Below are 16,625 nucleotides of genomic sequence, written 5' to 3'. Positions count from 1 at the left end.
CACGTAACGATTGTTTTAACAACCAAAATGGGAAAGGAGATGAACAATGGCAACTTACATTTATCCGCAACCGGAATGGGTAGACGACAGCGTAGCTCTGTATGACGAGGGTTTTGAAAAAAAGCTTTCCAGCTTGAGCGGCAGCTTCGCCTACCAGATCAACGCCATGCCAGAGTGGGGTATCGAGAATGATCTTTTCATTTCCATGCAGTTGGAAGCCGGCAAGTTGAAAGAGTTCAAGCACTGTTCAAAAGACTATGCCTTTGAGAATGCCGATTACATCATGTCCGCGACACCGCCGGCCTGGAAAAGAATTCTCACCAAGAAAGACAAATTCGTGGGTGCCTTCATGGGCGGTCGCGTCAAACTGGAAAAGGGTGACACGGTAGGCGCCCTATCTCTTGGGCCGCACGCCAATACACTGGTGGATGTCCTGACGCAGGTAGACCTGAAATTCCCGGATGATTTAGGCCCTGAAGAGCTCGAGGCCTTCAAAAAAGAGCTGGTCCAGAAAAGAAGCGATCTAGGCATTTAACCCAGTTTGGTTTCAGTGAAACAGTAACCATTTGTGTGGCAAAGAAGATGTAAATATCGCCTGATTTGCATCTTCCTTGCCATCGTTCATGGAGGACATCGTGGAAAAAGAATTCGACAAGGAAGAAGGCGTGTTGCCGGACACATCCGAAAAAGAGCCGGAAGACATTTTTAAGATCGAGGAAATCGAAATAGAAGAGATGGCGATAGACGGTATCTGCGGCGTTTACTAATAGACCAGGGTTCAAGGATTCCAGGATTCAAGGGTTCAAGTGTGGGCTTGGAGTGTTGGGAGCCTGGCAGCAATCATTTTTTTCCCGTTATAGCCGGGTTGGGATTCGTTGAGATGGACAAACATTACAAATTGGCGGCGGGCGTCCAGGTCCGGGAAGAGGACTTCGGTCTCCTGTTCTATCAGATGAAAGGGCCGAGGCTGCATTTCGTGGCCTCGGGCCGACTTCTCGCAGAGGATTTTTTCCGGGGAGAGATGACGCTGGCAGCGTGGATGGGTCGTAAGCACGGGTGTAATGGTGACATTGATGGAAAGCTTGAAATGGTGGCCACCGCTTTGAGGCAGCTTAAAAGTAAAGGAGTCATCCTTGAGTGCTAAAATGATGAAAACAGCTTTAAGGGCGCCGGTCAACGTTACCTGGGAGATAACCTTGAAATGCAACCTGCACTGTGAACACTGCCTTTCGGCATCGGGTGCCGGGTCACCACAGGAGCTGAGCTTCGAGGAGTGCCGCCGGGTTATCGACCGCTTGGCGGCCATGAAAGTGTTCCAAGTCAACATCGGGGGCGGCGAACCTTTTATCCGGGACGATTTTTGTGACATACTCGATTACGCGCATACAAAAGGCGTCGTGACCTGTGTCAGCACCAACGGGACCCTGATAAACAGTCAACTGGCCTCGCGTCTGGCCGGGTTGAAGATGCTCTATCTGCAGCTCAGCCTGGACGGCGCCACCGCAGATGTCAATGACCGTATCCGGGGAAAAGGCACCTATAAAAAAATCCTGGCGGCAGCGGACTGTTTTGCATCGAACCGAGTGGCTTTCAGCATCAATGCGGTGCTGACCCGGCTCAACTACCCTCAGCTGGACGATCTGCGCAATCTTGCCAAGGGGTGCGGTGCCGAGCTGCGGGTTTCCCGTTTCCGTCCTTCGGGCCGGGGTAAAGACAGCCGTAAGGATCTGGCGCCCAACGCGGAGCAACTGGAAGAATTTGCGGAATGGCTGGCAAGGCACGACCTTGTGCGCACGGGTGATTCCTTTTTCTGCCTGACATCCGAAAGCAGACGCCGCAAAGGGCTGGATATGTGCGGGGCCGCCAAGATGACCTGCTGCATTTCCCCCGCAGGGGATGTGTACCCCTGCGCCTTTCTGCAGGAACCGCCTTTTCTGGTCGGCAACGTCCGCAACACGGATTTTAAGGAGATGTGGAATCATTCTCCCATTTTTGAAAGGTTGAGGAACCTGGACATCGCCTCGTGCCGGGCCTGCTCCCGTTTCGAGGTTTGCCGCGGCGGTTGCCCGGCCATGGCCTTTCACACCTACAACGACATCGACATGCCGGATCCGGAATGTCTGGTCAACCTTAGAAACGTGGCATGAGAAGTGTCCTATTACAAGAGCTGAACAGCGGTAGGCTCAAACTGCCCAATCGGATTGCATTTACCGCCCACCGTACCAATTTCGGTCGCAAGGGCCAGCTGAACGAACGGCACACGGCCTACTATCGGCGTCGGGCGCAAGGGGGCTGCGGCCTTATCGTGCTGGGCGAGTTGTCTATTATGGACAACGACTTCCCCTGGGAAGGGACCATTGCCACCTACCATCCTCAGGCGTCGGCCGATTTTCAACGATTTACCCGGACCGTCGGCGAATTTGACACACGCGTCTTTGCTCAACTGACCCATCATGGTTTTCAGAGCAACGGCGCCTGGACCCGCAGGGAAACCTGGGGGCCTTCGGCCGTGGCGGACGTGGTGTTCGGCGAGGTCTGCAAACCCATGGAGCCGGAAGATATCGAAGAACTGACCTCGGCATTTGAGGCGGCGGCTGAAAGGGCGCGTGCCGACGGGTTTGACGGCATCGAGATCGACATGGGGTCCGAATCCCTGTTGCGGCAATTCCTGTCACCGGTCAGCAACCACCGGCAGGATGAATACGGCGGAAGCCTCGAGAACCGTCTGCGCTTGCCGCTGGCGGTATTGATGTCGGTGCGCAAGGCGGTGGGCAATGACTATCCCGTGGGGGTTCGCCTGTGTGTGGACGAAAAGTTCTGGGGAGGCATAACGCCGGAAGAATCGATTCCCATGGCCAAAGCGTTCGAGGAGAAGGGACATATCGACTATTTGCAGGCAACCCTGGGGACATACTACAATCTCTATTTGAACATGGCCTCCATGCACACTCTGGAGGGCCACACGATCGATCTGGCGCAACAGATCAAGGAAAACGTAAGCATTCCCGTAATTGCCGCCGATCACATTCGATTTCCCCACATGGCTGAAAGCGTTCTTTCCGAAGGCCGGGCGGACGCCGTGGGGTGTGTGCGCGCCTTGATCTGCGACCCCGATATGGCGGTCAAATTGGGCGCCGGTGATGCAGACACCATCCGCCCCTGCCTAAAGGACAATCAGGGTTGCCTGGGCCGCATCAACCAGGGCAAAGCCTTGGGGTGTACCTTCAACCCGCTGGTAGGCTACGAATCATCCGATACTGGCAAAAAAAAAAACGCGCCCCCTACCAGTAAAAAGGTGATGGTGGCCGGTGGTGGGCCGGCTGGTATGGAGGCGGCATTGACGGCCGCCGGGAGGGGGCATGACGTGACCCTCTGGGAAAGCGGCCCAAATATCGGCGGACAGGTCAAAACGGCCGCCAAGGGAGCCGGAAGAGACCACTTGGGCCTGCTGATCGAATATTACACCAGGGCGCTTGAAGCAGCCGGCGTTGCCATACGAGTTGGAATGGAGGTCACGGCAGATGTGATTGCAGACTTTGCACCTGACGTCCTAATCGTGGCCACAGGCGCCGGACCGGCTGACAGATCGTTTGCCGGCACATACGGCACACCAAATGTGCTGAGCGTAAGGGATGTATTGGATGATTTGCATCCCGTGGGTGACAGGGTGCTGCTCATTGACGAAAACGGCGGACACCGTTCCCTGGCCACGGCAGAACTCCTGGCTGACCGGAGAAAGCAGGTGGATATTGTTACCAACGATTTATTCGTGGGGGTTGAGCTGGCCCCAATCGGCGATCTCTATCTGACCCGCCAGCGCCTTCTTCAGAAAGGCGTTACCTTCAGTACGGACATCAAAGTGGATGAAATCGATGTGGACAGAGTGAGGGCCCACCAGATGCACACCGGCGAGTCGATAACCTATGAGGGGTACGACACCGTTGTTGTGGAGGCGGACTACCTGCCGGAAGACAGGCTTTTTCATGAAGCCAAGGCCGACCACATGACGGTTTATGCCATCGGGGACTGCGTGGCACCCCGTACCATCGAAATGGCCGTTTACGAGGGTAGAAAGATCGGAGAACGTCTGTGAGTGATTTCAACTACCTGTTTTCACCCTTGAAGATCGGGCCGGTCGTGGTGCCCAACCGGATCAATTTTGCCGCTCATCTGACCAATCTTTCCGAAAATCACCGGATCAGCGAGAACCACATTTATTACTACGAGGCACGGGCCAGGGGCGGGTGCGGTTTGATCACCACAGAGGAGCTGACCGTCCATCCGTCGGACCTGGCCTATGACAAACTGGTGGATGCCTTTGAGCCGGATGTGATCCCGGGGTTTCAAAAGCTTACCGATACCATTCACCGGTATGACACGCGCATATTCGCCCAGTTGAACCACAACGGTATGCAGGCCGACGGTAAGATATCCCGCCTGCCGGTGTGGGGGCCTTCGCCGGGGAAAGACCCCCTTTTTAGAGAGACGTCCAAGACCATGACCCTCGATGACATTCGGGAGTGCATCGATTATTTCGCCTTGAGCGCGCGGCACGTGAAAGAAGGCGGCTTCGACGGCATCGAACTCCAGCTGGGCCACAGTTCACTGATTCGTCAATTCCTGTCGCCGGCTACCAACCATCGCAACGACGAGTATGGCCGTAGTTTTAACAATCGCATGCGTTTTTCTCTGGAAGTGATCCATGCCGTGCGGGAAGCCGTCGGCCAAAACCTTGCCGTGGGCGTACGCCTGAATGCCGACGAGATGCACCCGGACGGCGGCATCACCCACGAAGAAGCCAAGCGCATCGCCAAGAGAATGGAGCAGGACGGCAATATCGACTTTTTCGACATCAGCCTGGGAACCTTCCACAACCTCTTCCTGGTGGAAGGGTCCATGCACACACCGCTGGCCTACGCGGCACCCCTGTCGGCAGGGATTCGTTCTGTGGTGAGCCTGCCCGTGTATGCGACCAACCGCATCAACGATCCCCATCTGGCCGAAAAAATTCTGGAGCAAGGAAAGGGCGACATGGTCAACATGGTGCGGGCGCTGATCGCCGACCCCGATCTACCCAACAAGGCCCGCGCGGGAAGGCCGGACGATGTCCGTCAGTGCATCGCCTGCAACCAGGGCTGTATCGGCCGCATGGGTATGGGCTACACCATCGGTTGCATGCAAACGCCGGTCACGGGGAATGAAAAAGCGCTCGGTCAAGGTACCATGACCCCGGCGGACATTTCCAAAAAGGTGGTGGTGATCGGGGCCGGGCCGGCAGGCCTGGAAGCTGCCCGGGTGGCAGCCCTCAGGAAGCACCGGGTGGTGGTGTTCGAAAAGGAAAGCGAGGTGGGCGGGCAGAACCGCCTGGCCGCCAGGGTTGCCGGCCGGCAGGAGATCCAGGGGGTTACGCGCTGGCTTATCGGCCAGGTGGAAAAATTGGATATCGAGCCGCGATTGGAAACCACGGCGACCGTTGACGCTATACTGGCAGAAGCGCCCGATGCGGTTGTCGTGGCCACGGGATCCCGTCCCAGGGAGAATCCTTTTCCGGGCGATTACGGGCCACCCGATGTGGTCAACACTTGGCAGGTCTTGAGCGGAGAGGTGGAAACCGGCCCAAAGGTCCTGTTCATTGATCTGAATGGCCACCATCATGGAACCGGAACGGCCGAACTGTTGGCCGACCAGGGAAAGACGGTCCACGTGTTGACACCGGCCCTTTTTCCGGGATCCGCCCTGGGGCCGCTGCAGGACCTTTTTTTGGCGCGCCGGCGTCTGGCTTTGAAAGGGGTGACCTATACGCCCGACATAGCCGTGCTGGAAATACAGAAAAAGCTGGTGAAAGGCTTGAATGTCTACTCCAACGAAATGATCGATTTTGAAGGCTATGACACGGTAGTCCTGGCGGCGGGCAATGTCGCCGAGGACGCCCTTTATTTTGAGCTCAAGAACAAGTTGGAAGCGGTTTACAGAATCGGTGACTGTGTGGCCCCCCGTTTGACGGATGCGGCCATTGGCGACGGCCATCGTGTCGGTCGACTGCTGTGAATGGGACCTCTCGCCCGCTGATGCTCGAGTTCACGGAGAACACAGAGAAATTTGTTCTTAGGGGCAAATGAAAGTTACAATAATTATCGAAGCCCGGATGAGGCAATCAAAGCGCATATTATTACAAACTGGAACACGTTGTTATTCTCTGTAGCTCTGTGGGCTCTGTGAGAGATTATGACAGCTGAAGATCGATTTTGGGATGAAATCGCCAAGTGCCTCCGGTGCGGGGCCTGCCGTGAGCTGGTGGACAACGCCTGCCTCGTCTTCCCGATGATTTTCAGCCTGGCGGAGGAGGAGCGGTATGCGGGTGGGAAAATGGACACCCGGGAGCTCGCCGCCGTGGCCGACCTGTGCAACCTGTGCGGCATATGCCCCTGCCGAGACATCCGTTCCGCGATTCTGGATTTCAAAACGGAACATGCGGAGCGGCACGGCCTGCGATTCAATGTCCGCATGATCGAAAGCGTCGAGCGTATCGGCAAACTGGGCGGTGCCTTTCCGGGCATGACCAATGCGCTGCTGCAGCAGCATACGACCCGCGGCATCGTACAGTGGTTTTTAGGAATTCATCGCGAACGCCAATTCCCGCGGTTCCCACAGCAAAGCTTCGACAGATGGTGGCGCGATCACGGGGCACCTTCTACGGCGGCTGAACGCAAAGTGGCCTATTTTGCAGGCTGCACGGCCCGGTATCTTTTTCCGGAGGTGGCTCAGGCCACGGTGGAAGTGCTGCAGAAAAACGGTGTCGAAGTGCTGGTACCCGAGCAGCGCTGCTGCGGCATGCCCACACTCTTGGAGGGCGACCGCCGGAAAACGGAGGCCCTGGTCCGGGAGAATATTGAAAAATGGACCGCAATCGTCGACCAGGGGTATGACATCCTTTGCTCCTGCCCCACGTGCGCCTACATGCTGAAAGTGGTGGTTAAGGCTGGCGCCGAGGAACACAAGCTGCGCAGGCTTCTGGATGAAACCGACGGAGACTTTGTCGAATGGCCCGCTCAAGGAAGCATGCTGGCTTACAGTCTCCCGCAGGCGGGCGGCATTCTGCAGGTTGCCAGGAAATACGTCGAGCACATGCCCGACAGGAACGGTTATTTTGCAGGTATCGATCCCGACAAACGGCTCAAGATTTCAAGGAGCACCTATGATGCCGGCGAATATTTGCTGAAGCTGCACCGGGTGGGCGATCTGGACACGGCCTTCGAATCTTGCGAAATGGCGGCGGTCTATTATCCGCCCTGCCATGTGCGGGAACAGTGTATGGAAAGCACATATGGGCCCCTTTTGGACCTAATCCCGGGATTCAGGATGGATGTCATAAACGGTAACTACTGCTGCGGTAATGCCGGCATCATGGGGTTCAAAAAGAAATTCCATCAGAACTCCATCAAAATAGCAGGGCGCCTGATGTCGACGATCAAAAAGCGCGATCCGCAGCTGATCACCACGGAGTGCCTGAGCTGCCGGCTGCAGTTTCAACAGTTGACGCTTTACCGGATTAAGCATCCCATCGAGATCATCCGGGAAGCGTATGACCGTCAGGGCGGATTGGGTTAAATTCAACAATCAAGACAGGCAGGACGGGTGAAAGAAATATCTAATTTAGAAAATACTTTGTGATCTTTGTGCCTTTGTGGGTCATGTTTATCAAGGCTTGGTATGAAAAAAACGAACATTTGGATATGGGTACACCAACGGGAGGGAATCATCGAGGATGAAACCCTGGGGCTGGTGTCCGAAGCCGTTCGACTTATTTCTGAAATTGCCGGGGAGGGTGATATCACGGCCATTGCCGTGGGCAACGGCTTTGAGGATCCCCTGGAGGAACTCGGGCGGTACGGTGTGAGCCGTGTACTTCATTTTAAAAACAGCCAGGCGGAACGCTTCAATGGTGAATATTTTGCCGGAATTCTAAGCGCGTTCATGGGAAAGGAGATTCCTTACTTGTTTCTGATGGCCCACACGGATCAAACGGCGGACATGGCGCCCCGGCTGGCTGGATTGAATGGCGGTTGCGCGGTGACTCGGGCCATAGATTTGAAACTGGATGACAAGGGGGCGGTAACGGTAACCCGACCGATTGCTAACGGCCACCTGAGCGAAAAGGTGTGTTTTGACGGCCCTCCGCCTTACCTGGTCACTCTCCTGCCGTCGGTTCTCAACACACCGGAGCAGGCAAGCGAAAAAACCGCAGAGGTGATCGTCAAGGCCGTACCGGATATGTCAGGTTGCAATCTGAAGACGGACGTTGTTGCGGTCATTGAAGCCTCGCCGGAGAACCTGGACATCGGGGAAGCCGACATTGTCGTGGCCGGGGGCCGCGGTGTGGGCAAGGACAAGCGTTTTGAAATCATCCACGAACTGGCGGCCGCGATCGGCGGTTCCGTGGCCGGCACCCGCCCGGTGGTAGACTGGCAGACCCTGGCCTACGAGCGCCAGATCGGTCAGACCGGCAAGGCCGTCACACCGCAGTTGATCATCAACTCCGGCATTTCAGGCGCTAACGAGTACACCGCCGGCATGGAGAAATCGCGCAAGGTCATTGCCATCAACATTGATCCCAAAGCCAGAATTTTCAGATTTGCCGACCTCGGTGTCGTTGGGGACCTGCATCAGGTCCTGCCGCTTCTTATCGAGCGTCTTAAAGCGGAAAAGGTTGCAGGTGAAAAGAAATGAAAATCCGCATCATGTACATCCTGCTGGTTTTGTTTTTACTCCCGGTAGTAGGAGCAGGCGCCTACACGGACGAGGATTGCATAAGGTGTCATGGCGGAGACAGCCAGGAATCCCTGCTCAAAATGTCAATGGAGCAGTTCAAGCGCTCGGTTCACGGGAAAGAGGGTTCCTGCCAGGGGTGCCACACCAACGTGTTGGACGAGGACCACCAGGAGACACAGGGATCCGGGGCGGTGGATTGTGCCGCCTGTCATGACAAGTTCAATCAGCACGGGGCGGGAGCGACGCAGGGCCGCCCAAAGTGCTTCAGCTGCCATACCCGGCACGGTATCCTTTCACCGAAGAACCCGCGCTCATCCGTGCATCCGGACAGGTTGAGGCAAACCTGTCGGTCCTGTCATCCCGTTCAAAGCGGTTCAAGCGGATACATGGCCTGGTTACCCTCGATCCGGGTTGCGTCGCACCCCAAACAGGATTTTTCACAGGTTTACGACATGGATAATTGTCTGGGATGCCACCAGGGAAGGGCCGCCCACGGTGAAACCGATCCCTTGAACGACCAGAAATGCCACACCTGTCACCTGGATAAAGACGGGAAAAACAAGCTGTGGGGTGTCATGCACCCGGAGGTCAGGTGGGATAAGCAACCGGGTGTTACGGTTGCGGCCGTAGGCTATCAGCTGTCCCTGTTGGTATTGGTTATCGGTGGATTTCGCTGGCTGGTTCGTCGTTTTTCACGCGTATCGAAGAGGAAGGAATAGGGCTGTGTTTACATCTCTGGACGTATTCCTGGTCGTTTCCGCGCTTCTGATCATAACCGTCGGTTTTTCACGGAGGCGGGCCATATGGATGAATGGGAGGGCAGAGAAGCCCAAAGGAAGCCTGAGGCATCTGTTGGGATATCTGATATCTCATCGGGCTGTATTGAAAAGGCAGCCGGCCGGTATAGCTCACTTGTTTCTGTTCTGGTCTTTTATCGTCTTTATCGTTGTGGTCCTGGCGGCTCAGTTTGAATTCAAGCTGCCCCTGGCGCTCTCCGGCACCATTTCCTTTTTGCTGGACGTGTCCGGCCTGTTGCTGCTTATGGGCATGTTGTACTTCTTCATCCGCTGCGGAAAAACCAGGGGGAGTTCCCTGGACGGCATCCTACCCCGGCGGATAGTTCTGCCGGCATTGCTGGTCATGGGTATTACCCTGACCGGCTTTCTGGCCGAAGGTCTGCGCCTTAAAATAATTCCCGTGGCTTTTGCCTGGCAGGCACCCGTCGGTTTTATCGTGTCACGAATACTCCCGGAATCACCGTTGATGCTGCAGCTGAGCATCCGTGTCCATTTCTTTCTGGTATTGGTGTTTGTGGCGGTTATGCCGTATACCTTCATGCGTCACATTGTTGCCGCGTCGTTGAATGTGTATCATCGCGACGACGATCCCCTGGAAGGGTTCACGGCCCGGCCCCGGAACGATAGCCGGCCTTTTGTCGGTGTTGTCGGCGATTTTTCATGGAAGCAGTTGCTGGAAGCCGAGGCCTGTGTGTCCTGCGGCCGTTGCGTGGAGCGTTGTCCGGCCTCCCTGTCGGAAAAGGCTCTGTCGCCCCGAAGGGTCGTGCAGCAATTGCTGGGCGCCGCCGAAAGGGAAAGGTTCGGCGATCCCCTGCCGGTGCAGGACGTGGTCGACGATCGGGACCTGTGGGCCTGCACCACCTGCATGGCCTGCGTGGCCGCCTGCCCTGTGATGACCGCTCCCGCCGACAAGGTCATCGAATTCAGACGCCAGCGGGTCATGGGCAAAGGAGCGCTGCCCGCGGAAGCGCGTCCGATGATACGGGACCTGCAGCTGTTCGGCGACACATACGGTAAGGGGTCTGCCTTGAGGACCGACTGGACCCTCAACTGCGGGGTACCCGTTATCGGCAGGGACAAGCAAACCACCGAAATTCTGATCTGGGTGGGCTGTGCCGGCGCCTATCACCCCAGGTACCGGGAGGTCAGTCGTGACCTGGTCGAAATTCTCAAGACCGCTGGAGTTGAATTTGCCATTCTTGGGCATGGAGAACTTTGTTGCGGCGACCCGGCCCGCCGACTGGGGGATGAAACCCTTTTCAGACAGCTGGCTTCTCAGAATATTCAGCAGTTAAAGGCCCATGCGTTCAACAAACTGGTTACCCTTTGTCCTCACTGTCTGCACAGTTTGAAAAATGAGTATCCCCAGCTGGACGGTTTGTACACGGTGCTGCACAGCAGCGAACTGATAGCCGGGCTTATCCGTGAGGGCCGCATCCAGATAAAATACCCGCAAGCTGGTTACCTGTCCATTCACGATCCCTGCTATCTGGGCCGGGTGAACAAGGTGTTCGAGCCCTTGCGGGAAATCAGCCGATCGGTTCCCGGGCTGACTGTCAGGGAGCTTGAACGCAGCCGAGAAAACGGCTTCTGTTGCGGCGGTGGCGGCGGCCAGATGTGGCTGCACGAAACCGAGGGGCAGCGCATCAACCAATTGCGTGCCCGGGAGATTTGTGACGCCGAACCTGATGTGGTGGCCACGGCATGTCCCTACTGCTTGACCATGCTGGAAGACGGGGTTGGTGGACTGGGAAGGGACACCCTTCCCAAGGTCAAGGATATTGTAGAAATTGTGGCGGCATCCATGCAGCGTGAAACAGTTTGGGGGTAGAGAAAATGAAAATAGTCGTATGCATCAAACAGATCGAGCAGGTCTATGCCCGGAGCGGTATGGACCCGGAGCATCATTTTCTAACCCCACTGGATCGTATTGTCCGCGTCAACCCCTATGACGAGGCTGCCTTGGAAGCGGCGCTGAGGATCAAGGAGAATATTCCTGGAACCAGGATAATCCTGTTGACGCTGGGGGCTATGATTGCCGAAGACGAACTGCGGCGCTGTCTTGCCCTGGGGGCAGATGCCCTCCATCACATTGACACGGATCTCCCTCTGGACCCCTATGGAAAATCAAAACAGCTGGCATCTGTTGCCAGGCAGCTGGGCGCGGACCTGATTCTATGTGGCAAGGAGTCCATGGATCGCCAAAACGGCCTGGTGGGCGCCCTCATTGCCGGCCACCTGAACCGCCCCTTTGTTTCCGCAATCGTGGATCTCGAATATTTCAGCGACGAAGATCGGATCGAGGCCACCCGCAGCTGTGGCAGAGGCGTGCGTGAGAGGGTCAGTTGCCCGCTACCGGCTGTTTTAAGTGCGGACATGGGGCTGTACACCTATCGTGTTCCACGTCATACTGACCTTGAAAAGGCCGCCGCGGCAACCATCCAATCGGTTGCCGGCCCGATTGAATGTACCGACGCCATGGTTTCTAGTTTGCAGACCATGCCGCCTCGTCCCCGGCCCAAGCAGACAGTGGCACCGGACAGCAGCTTGCCGACCATCGAACGCGTCCAGCAGCTTTTGACCGGCAGCAAAATAGAGAAAAAGGGCCGCATGCTGCAAGGAGAACCCGAAGAACTAGTAGAGGGCATCATGGACTTTCTGACCGAACACGGGTTTGTGGAAGCATGAAATGCTCGCAGATCCTGAATGGCGAGGACGCAAAGATTTTTTCAACAATGGTTTAAATTACTTCCAGCTATGGGAAAAAGTCGACCACAAAACCACATGGGAATAAACGAAGATCGACCCAGCCCGCTGGCCTATCGTTTACGGGCAAACGTGAGCCTTACGAAAACAGAAGGCGGGATTCACCTGTGCCTGTCCTATCCCCTGAAATATATTTTCCTGAAACCGTGCTGGCGGGAGGTTATGAGTCTGCTGTCAGGAGGCGCTTTCATACCATTCAAAGATATACTTGCAGCTGTTGACAATCAGCATAAAGGTAAAATTGAATCGTTTCTCGACGACCTTGTGCGCCGGGGTTTTCTGGAGCGGATCGGGGTGGCTGAAATGGAAACGGTTCCATTTATATCCGTCATTGTTCCGGTCCACAATCGCCCCCGGGACATTGCAGCCTGTCTGGATTCACTTTTAAGACTCGATTACCCCGAAGACAAACTCGAGATTATCGTGGTGGACGACGCATCGACGGATGATACGCCCGACCGTGTGTCGCATTATCCGGTAACATTGATCCAAAACAAGACGAACCGCCAGGCGCCCTATTGCCGGAATATAGGGGCGGTCAGTGCCAGGGGCGATATATTGGCATTCATCGACTCCGACTGCCTGGCGGACAGGACCTGGCTGCGGGAGCTGGTGCCCGCCTTCAAGGACCTTAAGATAGCCGCCGTGGGCGGTATGGTTGAAAGCTATTATGTCGAAAGACCGCTGGACCGGTACGAACAAGTGCGGTCGTCATTGAAGATGGGATCGTGGCCTAAGCGGTCAGCGAGCAACAATCCCTTTTTTTATGTTCCTTCATGTAATTTGCTGGTGCGCCATGAGGTTTTTCTTCAGGCCGGCGGTTTTAACGAGCAGCTAGTGGTCGGCGAGGATGTGGACCTGTGCTGGCGCATCCGGCGACTGGGATTTCATATCGATTATCTGCCTTCCGGCAAGGTGTTTCACAAACATCGCAACCGGCTTGTTGCGTTTTGCAGAAGACGTTTCGATTACGGGACCTCGGAGCCTTTGCTGAACCGTCTTTACCCCGGGAAAGTCAAACAAATGGTTTTTTCGCCCTGGGCATCCCTGTTCTGGGTTGGTCTTTTAGCTGTAGTAGGGTTCAAGTCCTTATGGCCGCTGCTTTTACCTTGCGTTGTTCTCCTCGGTGAATCCGTTTTCAAGTCCAACCATATGAAACAAAGGGGATTGGGGATATCGTTCGGCATGGTGGCGATTTCTCTCTGCCGCAGTTATGCAGCGCTTTTTTTTCACTGCAGCGCTTTTTTTTCACGATATTACTTGGCCTGGGCAATTATTACATTTTCCATGTTACCCATGGCAGCAACCATTGTTGCCGCCATGCATCTGCTGAACGGCCTGGTGGAGTTTTTTCTCAAGAAACCGAAATTGGACCTGGTCCGGTTCATGGTCTATTTTACAATGGAGCAGCTGTCCTATCAGGCGGGTGTGTGGTGGCAATGTACGAAGCAGCTGTCTTTCAATGCCGTAAACCCGAGGATTTCCAAGCCGCAACCACAAAATGTCACTATTTCATGAGAAAATAAAAACTAAAGGCTTAAGATCGCCAAGAATGGTCACTCTATCGATGACCAACGCCTGCAATTTGAGGTGTCGCCATTGTTGGCCGGACAGCGGTTCGGTAAAATCCTTTCCACCGGTCCCGACACAAACCCTTGGGAGGCTGGTAAACGAAATTGCCGACTTGGGAACGGAAGAGATCTGCCTTGCCGGCGGGGAGCCGTTGCTCCACCCTGACTGGTACACCATTTTGGAGCAGGCCTGCGGGCAGGCTGGAATAAAGCGGGTTACCTTGCAGACCAACGGCACCTTGATCGACGATGCCGTTGTGGATAAATTGAAGGCGGTCGAAGGTGCCCGTATATTGGTCCAGATAAGCCTGGACGGCACGGGACCCAGAACCCACGACATGGTTAGAGGAAAGGGCAGTTTTGAACGCTCGCTCTCAGGGTTGAGGCATCTATGTGAATCCGGACTCGGCCCACAGACCCAGGTGGCCTTTACCGAGATGGTGCACAATTTTGCCGATTTGCCCCTGCTGCTGGAATTGGCTGATGAGATGGGCATTTCAAGGTGTGTTAGCGGCACCCTGGTTTCCCAGGGGCGCGCCAAAGCGTCGGACCACATCGCCCCTCCCACGCCTCAACAATACGAGCGCCTGCTGGACCTTTACCAAACCGATACGGTATTCAGATCCCGCTACGAAAGGATAGGCAACATTGCCGCCTTGGAGTGGTTCAAGGGCAGATCCCAAGGGTCCGCACAAAGATGCGTATGTATCGAAACACCATATATCGACGCACAAGGGTTGGTGTATCCCTGCCATTACATGCCGGCGCCGGCCTTCGCTGTCGAAGGCGCCCACGAACGTTCACTGGAAAGCGTCATAACCAAGGCTTTAGGGTTGTGGGCCTGCTTGCCCGTGCTGGACCACCGGCGGCGTGAGGAATTGAAGCCTTGCAAAACGTGCGTGGGCAAGGAACATTGTGCAGGCGGCTGTTCAGGAAGGGCTTACGCCGCCAGTGGAAACTTCACGTCGGTGGAAGACCGCTGCCACTTGAGAAAATCGGTTTACAACTGGAATCCATGACCATGGAAACAGCGAAAATTGCCGCAGGACTGCTCAAAAATGCCTTGCGCTATCGGTACCTGAGGCGCACGGGCCGGCCTGGAAGGCCGCAGGCTTTAAGCTTGGAGATCACCCATGATTGTGTGGCCCGCTGCGTCATGTGCAATATCTGGAAGATTTCACATGACGTGCCTAATCTGACAATGGATCAATGGCTCAGCCTGCTCTCTTCGGACCTATTCATGGATATTCGAGAGTTGGATATTACCGGGGGCGAGCCGTTCCTGCGCAGTGACCTGGTGGAGCTTTTCAACGGCATCTGTACCCTGAAGCACGACCATTATGCAGGCCTTAAGTCCATTGCCGTCACGACCAACGGCCTTTTGCCGGAGAGGGTGCTGCCTGCCGTAGAGGCCATGATGCCGATCATGCAGGAGCAAGGCCTCGACCTCGTAGTGGTCTGTGCCCTGGACGCCGTTAGCGATCTGCATGACCGGATCAGAAATTTTCCAGGTGCCTGGCCGACGGTCGACCGGACCATCGAAGCCCTCGTTGGTTTGAGAAAATCCTTTCCTAATCTGATCGTAGGCGTGAAGACAACTATCCTGCCGCTCAACGTGGATGAACTTGACGGCATTGCGCGCTATGCGGAAGCAAGAGGACTGTTTACCATCATTTCGCCGTGCATCATCACCGAGGGCCGCTACCTGAACCCGGACCGGGCCGAAGATCTTGCCTTCGACGAACAGGATTTGCAGAAAATGATCACTTTTTTTTCCGGCGATCGGTTTCAGTGGAGTTTTCACGGCCGATCGCTGGTGGAATACTTTGAAACAGGCTCGGTGAGTAAGCCTTGTTCCTGCGGGTTCAACTATTTCTTCGTGCGCAGCAACGGGGAGGTGTTTTTGTGCCCCCTGATCAATGCGAGCGTCGGCAATGTCACGGAAACGGATGTTGGAGACCTGTTTTCTTCGGATCGGGCGGGCCGGATAAGGAAAACCATCGGACGCCTCCCCCAGTGCCACAGCTGCACGGAGCCCGGGCTGGAGCGGTATTCACTACCCTTCGAAGGCTGGCACTATTTGAAAATGCTGTGGCAGACCGGCGGTGTGAAGTTTATGGAAATGCACCGCCATATGGGATTGGATAAATATTTTAACATTTAGAGGGGAAATCAGCGACCTCTTTATGGAGTAAAAATGAAAATTACGGTAAAGCCTTTTCTAACGCTCCGGAAAGTGATGGGAAATCTTACCAAAATCGAATTGGAAATCGATGATTTGACGCTGAGGGAACTGTTGGAAGGGCTTTGTGAAGAATTTGGCGACCACCTGAAAAATCAGGTGTTTGACCCCAAAACCAAAAAAATCAGCAACATGTTGAAGGTGCTGGTCAATGGCCGCCACTATACAACCCTGCCGCATAAGCTGGAGACCCACCTATGCAACAATGACGAAGTAGCCTTGTTTCCACCGGTTGCAGGGGGCTAATCCACATTTTACGTATAAGAATCAATTTATTTGACCCCCAAGATGACACAGAATTCTTACGCTAAATATCAAATGTCTCACATAGCAATCTATCAATGGTCTGATGCCCTGTCAGATTTTTATTAGCAAAAGAAGCCTTTGATGGGAGATCCTGATCATTTCCCATCAATCTTCCGGCTGTATGGGGGGCCGGTGACCAATCTCCAACGGGAACGCGCCAGCTGGCCTGTGCGT

At 55.2% G+C, this 16,625-nt stretch carries 15 protein-coding genes; all 15 read left to right on the top strand.

Annotated features, from left to right (window positions below; all coding sequences use genetic code 11):
* Nucleotides 1-46 precede the first annotated feature (46 nt).
* Nucleotides 47-535, top strand: a complete 489-nt coding sequence (locus LJE94_16460; GenBank protein MCG6911696.1) for an SCP2 sterol-binding domain-containing protein — start codon at nucleotides 47-49, stop codon at nucleotides 533-535.
* A gap of 100 nt (nucleotides 536-635) precedes the next feature.
* Nucleotides 636-767: a variant-type mycofactocin precursor gene (gene mftA, locus LJE94_16455; GenBank protein MCG6911695.1), complete on the top strand. Its 132-nt coding sequence runs from the start codon at nucleotides 636-638 to the stop codon at nucleotides 765-767.
* Between the two features lie 113 nt (nucleotides 768-880).
* On the top strand, nucleotides 881-1,144 hold the full coding sequence (gene mftB, locus LJE94_16450; protein ID MCG6911694.1) for a mycofactocin biosynthesis chaperone MftB: 264 nt from the start codon (nucleotides 881-883) through the stop codon (nucleotides 1,142-1,144).
* A complete protein-coding gene (gene mftC / locus LJE94_16445) occupies nucleotides 1,134-2,147 on the top strand; it encodes a mycofactocin radical SAM maturase (GenBank protein ID MCG6911693.1) in 1,014 nt (337 codons plus the stop codon). The genes mftB and mftC overlap by 11 nt, the downstream gene beginning before the upstream one ends.
* Entirely contained in the window at nucleotides 2,144-4,093 is a 1,950-nt protein-coding gene (locus tag LJE94_16440) for an FAD-dependent oxidoreductase (protein MCG6911692.1), read from the top strand. The genes mftC and LJE94_16440 overlap by 4 nt, the downstream gene beginning before the upstream one ends.
* Nucleotides 4,090-6,048 (top strand): mycofactocin system FadH/OYE family oxidoreductase 2, encoded by a 1,959-nt coding sequence (locus LJE94_16435; protein ID MCG6911691.1) that lies wholly within the window; start codon nucleotides 4,090-4,092, stop codon nucleotides 6,046-6,048. The genes LJE94_16440 and LJE94_16435 overlap by 4 nt, the downstream gene beginning before the upstream one ends.
* Before the next feature lie 177 nt (nucleotides 6,049-6,225).
* Nucleotides 6,226-7,608, top strand: a complete 1,383-nt coding sequence (locus LJE94_16430; protein ID MCG6911690.1) for a hypothetical protein — start codon at nucleotides 6,226-6,228, stop codon at nucleotides 7,606-7,608.
* 102 nt (nucleotides 7,609-7,710) lie between these two features.
* Nucleotides 7,711-8,727, top strand: coding sequence for an electron transfer flavoprotein subunit alpha/FixB family protein (locus tag LJE94_16425; protein MCG6911689.1), 1,017 nt, complete (start codon nucleotides 7,711-7,713; stop codon nucleotides 8,725-8,727).
* Nucleotides 8,724-9,488: a hypothetical protein gene (locus tag LJE94_16420; GenBank protein MCG6911688.1), complete on the top strand. Its 765-nt coding sequence runs from the start codon at nucleotides 8,724-8,726 to the stop codon at nucleotides 9,486-9,488. Before LJE94_16425 ends, LJE94_16420 begins: the two co-directional genes overlap by 4 nt.
* A gap of 4 nt (nucleotides 9,489-9,492) precedes the next feature.
* Nucleotides 9,493-11,397, top strand: a complete 1,905-nt coding sequence (locus LJE94_16415; GenBank protein MCG6911687.1) for a (Fe-S)-binding protein — start codon at nucleotides 9,493-9,495, stop codon at nucleotides 11,395-11,397.
* A 5-nt stretch (nucleotides 11,398-11,402) separates the two neighbouring features.
* Nucleotides 11,403-12,254: a hypothetical protein gene (locus LJE94_16410; GenBank protein ID MCG6911686.1), complete on the top strand. Its 852-nt coding sequence runs from the start codon at nucleotides 11,403-11,405 to the stop codon at nucleotides 12,252-12,254.
* 96 nt (nucleotides 12,255-12,350) lie between these two features.
* On the top strand, nucleotides 12,351-13,850 hold the full coding sequence (mftF, locus tag LJE94_16405; GenBank protein MCG6911685.1) for a mycofactocin biosynthesis glycosyltransferase MftF: 1,500 nt from the start codon (nucleotides 12,351-12,353) through the stop codon (nucleotides 13,848-13,850).
* Nucleotides 13,851-13,884: 34 nt separating this feature from the next.
* Entirely contained in the window at nucleotides 13,885-14,922 is a 1,038-nt protein-coding gene (locus tag LJE94_16400) for a radical SAM protein (protein ID MCG6911684.1), read from the top strand.
* Between the two features lie 2 nt (nucleotides 14,923-14,924).
* Nucleotides 14,925-16,067: a radical SAM protein gene (locus LJE94_16395; protein ID MCG6911683.1), complete on the top strand. Its 1,143-nt coding sequence runs from the start codon at nucleotides 14,925-14,927 to the stop codon at nucleotides 16,065-16,067.
* Between the two features lie 33 nt (nucleotides 16,068-16,100).
* The gene (locus LJE94_16390; protein MCG6911682.1) at nucleotides 16,101-16,391 is read left to right on the top strand and encodes a MoaD/ThiS family protein; all 291 of its coding nucleotides are present in this window, start codon (nucleotides 16,101-16,103) and stop codon (nucleotides 16,389-16,391) included.
* The last annotated feature ends 234 nt before the right edge of the window (nucleotides 16,392-16,625 follow it).

The sequence above is a fragment of the Deltaproteobacteria bacterium genome (assembly GCA_022340465.1).
Lineage (GTDB): Bacteria > Desulfobacterota > Desulfobacteria > Desulfobacterales > B30-G6 > JAJDNW01.
Note: the sequence above shows the minus strand (reverse complement) of the source record. Positions and strands in the feature narration are given on the sequence as shown.

Bases quoted from the DNA above. Each gene is read 5' to 3' on its own strand.
- LJE94_16460 (MCG6911696.1), top strand. From the start codon at position 47: ATGGCAACTTACATTTATCCGCAACCGGAATGGGTAGACGACAGCGTA.
- mftB (MCG6911694.1), top strand. From the start codon at position 881: ATGGACAAACATTACAAATTGGCGGCGGGCGTCCAGGTCCGGGAAGAG.
- LJE94_16440 (MCG6911692.1), top strand. From the start codon at position 2,144: ATGAGAAGTGTCCTATTACAAGAGCTGAACAGCGGTAGGCTCAAACTG.
- LJE94_16430 (MCG6911690.1), top strand. From the start codon at position 6,226: ATGACAGCTGAAGATCGATTTTGGGATGAAATCGCCAAGTGCCTCCGG.
- LJE94_16425 (MCG6911689.1), top strand. From the start codon at position 7,711: ATGAAAAAAACGAACATTTGGATATGGGTACACCAACGGGAGGGAATC.
- LJE94_16420 (MCG6911688.1), top strand. From the start codon at position 8,724: ATGAAAATCCGCATCATGTACATCCTGCTGGTTTTGTTTTTACTCCCG.
- LJE94_16410 (MCG6911686.1), top strand. From the start codon at position 11,403: ATGAAAATAGTCGTATGCATCAAACAGATCGAGCAGGTCTATGCCCGG.
- mftF (MCG6911685.1), top strand. From the start codon at position 12,351: ATGGGAATAAACGAAGATCGACCCAGCCCGCTGGCCTATCGTTTACGG.
- LJE94_16400 (MCG6911684.1), top strand. From the start codon at position 13,885: ATGGTCACTCTATCGATGACCAACGCCTGCAATTTGAGGTGTCGCCAT.
- LJE94_16395 (MCG6911683.1), top strand. From the start codon at position 14,925: ATGGAAACAGCGAAAATTGCCGCAGGACTGCTCAAAAATGCCTTGCGC.
- LJE94_16390 (MCG6911682.1), top strand. From the start codon at position 16,101: ATGAAAATTACGGTAAAGCCTTTTCTAACGCTCCGGAAAGTGATGGGA.